This window comes from Acidiphilium sp., from assembly GCF_049977125.1.
In the GTDB taxonomy this organism is placed as follows: domain Bacteria; phylum Pseudomonadota; class Alphaproteobacteria; order Acetobacterales; family Acetobacteraceae; genus Acidiphilium.
The window spans coordinates 6,431-10,452 of sequence record NZ_JBMFGY010000031.1; the positions used below are offsets into that span (position 1 = coordinate 6,431).

5 protein-coding genes, 1 tRNA gene and 1 pseudogene are annotated in these 4,022 nt (G+C 65.7%); all 7 read right to left on the reverse strand.

The window, feature by feature from the left end; translation table 11 throughout:
* Positions 1–25 precede the first annotated feature (25 nt).
* Positions 26–102, reverse strand: a tRNA-Pro gene (locus tag ACP5E6_RS07200).
* A 60-nt stretch (positions 103–162) separates the two neighbouring features.
* Complete coding sequence (locus ACP5E6_RS07205; protein ID WP_427953324.1) at positions 163–771, reverse strand: MerR family transcriptional regulator; 609 nt, start codon at positions 769–771, stop codon at positions 163–165.
* A 17-nt stretch (positions 772–788) separates the two neighbouring features.
* Positions 789–1,103, reverse strand: a complete 315-nt coding sequence (locus tag ACP5E6_RS07210; protein WP_427953280.1) for an integration host factor subunit alpha — start codon at positions 1,101–1,103, stop codon at positions 789–791.
* Between the two features lie 209 nt (positions 1,104–1,312).
* On the reverse strand, positions 1,313–2,281 hold the full coding sequence (locus ACP5E6_RS07215; protein ID WP_427953282.1) for a beta-ketoacyl-ACP synthase III: 969 nt from the start codon (positions 2,279–2,281) through the stop codon (positions 1,313–1,315).
* On the reverse strand, positions 2,278–3,318 hold the full coding sequence (gene plsX / locus ACP5E6_RS07220) for a phosphate acyltransferase PlsX (protein ID WP_427953326.1): 1,041 nt from the start codon (positions 3,316–3,318) through the stop codon (positions 2,278–2,280). The genes ACP5E6_RS07215 and plsX overlap by 4 nt, the downstream gene beginning before the upstream one ends.
* A gap of 165 nt (positions 3,319–3,483) precedes the next feature.
* Positions 3,484–3,687, reverse strand: coding sequence for a 50S ribosomal protein L32 (gene rpmF, locus ACP5E6_RS07225; protein ID WP_427953284.1), 204 nt, complete (start codon positions 3,685–3,687; stop codon positions 3,484–3,486).
* Positions 3,688–3,806: 119 nt separating this feature from the next.
* A pseudogene (locus tag ACP5E6_RS07230) lies at positions 3,807–4,022 on the reverse strand (DUF177 domain-containing protein); the annotation flags it as partial.

A 4,022-nucleotide genomic window follows, 5' to 3' on the forward strand; every position in this document is an offset into this window, starting at 1 on the left:
GGCAGGGATTTGATCGAGGTTGTGATGGTCGGAGCGGCGGGATTCGAACCCACGACCCCCAGTCCCCCAGACTGATGCGCTACCAGGCTGCGCTACGCTCCGACGCAACGGTCCATAGCAAGTTGGGCGGTCGAGGGCAAACTTTGGTCAAGGCCGGGGATTTCAGTCGCTGAGGCTGTCGCGCAACTGTTCGAGCTCGGCGAGGACGAGGTGGAGCGTGGCGCGTAGACGATCCTCGGTGCGATCGGGCGGGATGGCTGTGGGGATCGGCGTTGCTTCGGTCATGCCGGGTGGCGGGGAGGGTTCGGCTTGGGCGGCGTTCGGATGCTGGGCCAGCGGGGTGTGAACCAGCGGGGCCTGAATCGGCAAGGCTTGAATCGGGAGTTCGGGCAGGTCGGGCTGCTTCAGGCCGGCGGCTGCGGCGGTTTGGGCGCGTTCGGCGGCGGCGGCGGCGCGTTCCTCATCGGAGGCGGGCGGGATTTCGTCGTGCAGCGCACCACCGCCCTCCTTGAGCAGACGTTGGACGCCTTTGATAGTATAGCCCTGAATATAAAGTAAATTCGCGATCCGTCGCAGGAGAATAACGTCATCCGGCCGATAGTAGCGTCGTCCGCCGCCGCGTTTGAGCGGTTTGATCCGGGGGAATTTGGTCTCCCAGAAGCGCAGGACGTGCTGCGGCACGTGGAGTTCATCGGCGACTTCGCTGATGGTGCGATAGGCTTCGGCCGATTTGCGTGGGCGGGCGCGGGCATCCTCGGCATCGGCGGTCAGATGGGCGGACTCGGCGGTCAAGATTGCGATGCCGGGCCGGATGGATGACCAGCATCGACCGCCTCACGGAGGATCTGGCTGGCGCGGAAGATCAGCACGCGGCGGGGCAGGATCGGCACCTCATCACCGGTTTTGGGATTGCGACCGATGCGGCGCCCTTTCTGGCGGACAGAAAACGTGCCGAATCCGCTGATTTTAATGGAATCACCTTCGGCAAGCGCGTGTTTGATCCGGCTGAGCACCGATTCGAGCAATGCGGCCGATTCGTTACGCGAAAGACCGACCGCCGCATAGATCGATTCAGCCAGGCCAGCGCGGGTCAAAGTACTCATATCGCAAGAGTAGCAAGAAAGCGGCGTCGGTCAACCGGAATCTGGACGATCGGGAGAAAGAGGCTGGAATTCAACGAAAAAACGTCGTTTTCCCGCGCCGCCGGGACTAGAGCGTTATGCTTTCAGCTTAACGCTCTAGTTCTATGTTTTATCGAGCGATTTCATGCGATTACGCTGCCGCTGCCGCGTCAACTTAATCGCATATCGCTCTAAAACCGGATCAGCGCCGATCCCCAGGTGAGGCCGCCGCCGAGCGCCTCGATCAGAACGAGATGGCCCGGTTTGATCCTGCCATCGCGCACCGCCTCGTCGAGGGCGAGGGGGATCGAGGCGGCGGAGGTGTTGGCGTGGCGGTCGACCGTGATCACGACCTGGTCGGGGCGCAGGTTGAGGCGTTTGCCCATCGCGTCGATGATCCGGCGGTTGGCCTGGTGCGGCACCAGCCAGTCGATGTCGGAATGGGTGAGGTGGTTGGCGGCCAGGGCCTCATCGACCGCGCCGGCGAGTTTGGCGACGGCGTGGCGGAAGACCTCACGGCCGTTCATGACGAGGTGCTGGGATTTGTCGGTCTGGCCGGTGGCGCCATCGACATAGAGAATATCGCCGTAGCGGCCATCGGCATGGATATGGGTGGAGATCACGCCGCGATCGGCATTGTGGTCGTTGGCGCGGATGAACACCGCACCCGCGCCGTCGCCGAACAGGACGCAGGTGCCGCGGTCCTGCCAGTCGAGGATGCGGGAATAGATTTCGGTGCCGATCACCAGCACGCCGCGACATTGGCCGGCGCGGATCATCGCATCCGCGATCGAGAGGCCATAGACGAAACCGGAGCAGGCCGCGGAGACATCGAAGGCGAAACCGCTGGTGACGCCGAGCGCGCCCTGGATTGCGACCGCCGTGGCGGGAAACGCCTGATCGGGCGTGGTGGTGGCGACGATGATGGCATCGACCGCGTCAGGCCCGGCGCCGGCCGCATCGAGCGCGCGGCGGGCGGCCTCGGCGCCCATGAACGTCGCTGTTTCATGGGCGGCGGCGATATGGCGTTGGGTGATGCCGGTGCGCTCGCGAATCCAGGAATCCGACGTATCGAGCGTCATGGCGAGTTCGGCATTGGTGACGATACGGCCGGGCAGATAGCTGCCGACTCCGTCGATCGTGCTGCGTGGGTGGGTCATTGGCTGATCGCGATCGGGGCGAGGGGGGCGGTGGCGGAGTCGACGGCGAGGGTTTCGCGGCCGGCGTGCAGACGCAGGCCCTCCTTGATGCGCTGGTTGAAATTATTGTCGATCATGTCCATCGCGACATCGACGGCGTGGGCGAAGCCCTCGGCATCGGTGCCGCCATGGGATTTGACGACCACGCCATTGAGCCCGAGCAGGACGGCGCCGTTGTAGCGGCGCGGATCGAGCCATTCGCGCAGCCGGTTAAGGCCGGGTTTGGCCAGCAGATAGGCCAGCCGGGCGGCGAGGCTGGCGGTGAAGACGCGCTTCAGAAGATCACCGACCAGACGCAGCGCGCCCTCGCCGGTTTTGAGCGCGACATTGCCGGTGAACCCATCGGTCACCACCACGTCAACCGTGCCGCCCGCGATGTCATGGCCTTCGACGAAGCCGTGGAACTGGGCGCCGATCGGGCTGGCGCGCAGGGCCTCGGCGGCGCGTTTGAGGGTTTCGTCGCCCTTCATTTCCTCCGAGCCGACATTGAGCAGGCCGATCGTGGGGTTTGGCAGGCCGAGCACGGTGCGGGCGAACATATCCCCCATGACGGCGAACTCGACGAGGTTGCGCGCGTCGCAGACCATGTTGGCGCCGAGATCGAGCATCACGACGTCGCCTTTGGCGGACGGGCCGATCGCGGCCATAGCCGGACGGTCGATTCCGGCCATGGTTTTCAGCACGATTTTGGCGAGCGCCAGCATGGCGCCGGTGTTGCCGGCGGAGATGATGCCGGCGGCCTGACCGGTGGCCACGGCATCGATCGCGCGGCGCATCGAGGCGTCGCGCAGGCGGAGCGCGGCGGTGGGTTTCAGATCGTCCGCGATGATTTCAGTGGTGCCGTGGATCACAACGCGCCCGGTCAGCCGGCTGAATTTGCGGACCATCGGCTCGATCCGCGCGGCGTCGCCGAACACATGGAAAATCGCTTTGGGGTGGCGCACCACCGCGATGTCGAGCCCGGCGATCACGACGTCCGGCGCATGGTCGCCGCCCATCGCGTCCACCGCGAGCACCGACGCGGCGGGAACCGACGGATTGGCCGCCGGGGGGGTAGGCGCGGATGGGGTGGGCGCGGAGGGAGTCTGATCGGGTGGGGCGAGCGGATGGGTTGTCATGATCGCGTCATGCGCAGTGACTCGTCGGGCGCGACCACGACTGGATCAGACCCGTACCGTGCCCTTGATGTCCTTGCCGGCGGCCACGACCTCACGCCCGTCGTAATGACCGCAATGGCCGCAGACGTGATGCGGGCGCTTCAGCTCGCCGCAATTGGCGCATTCGGCATGAGGCTGGATCACCAGAGCCTGGTGGCTCCGACGCATGCCCTTGCGGGACGGGCTGGTTTTTCGCTTGGGTACGGCCATATCGTTCTCGTATCATATGTAACGGCGGCGCAGCAAAACGCCACCGCCCCGCGATGGGGGTGGTTCAAGACCCCGGCATCTAGCAGAGCGGGGGGCGGGCGGCAAGCGGGGGAGGCGGATCAGCCATCGGTTTGGGGGTCGGGCTTGTCGCGGAGCCGGGCCAGGGCGGCGAAGGGCGAGCGGTGGTGGCTGGTTTGATCCGCCGGGAGCGCCGCCGCGGCTTTGCGGGGGTAGGGATCGAGCGCGAGGGCGAGTTGTTCGACCAGGATGACCCCGAGGTCGATGATCGTGCCGTCCGCGACGATTTCATCCGGGGCGTCGGGATCGATGGCGCC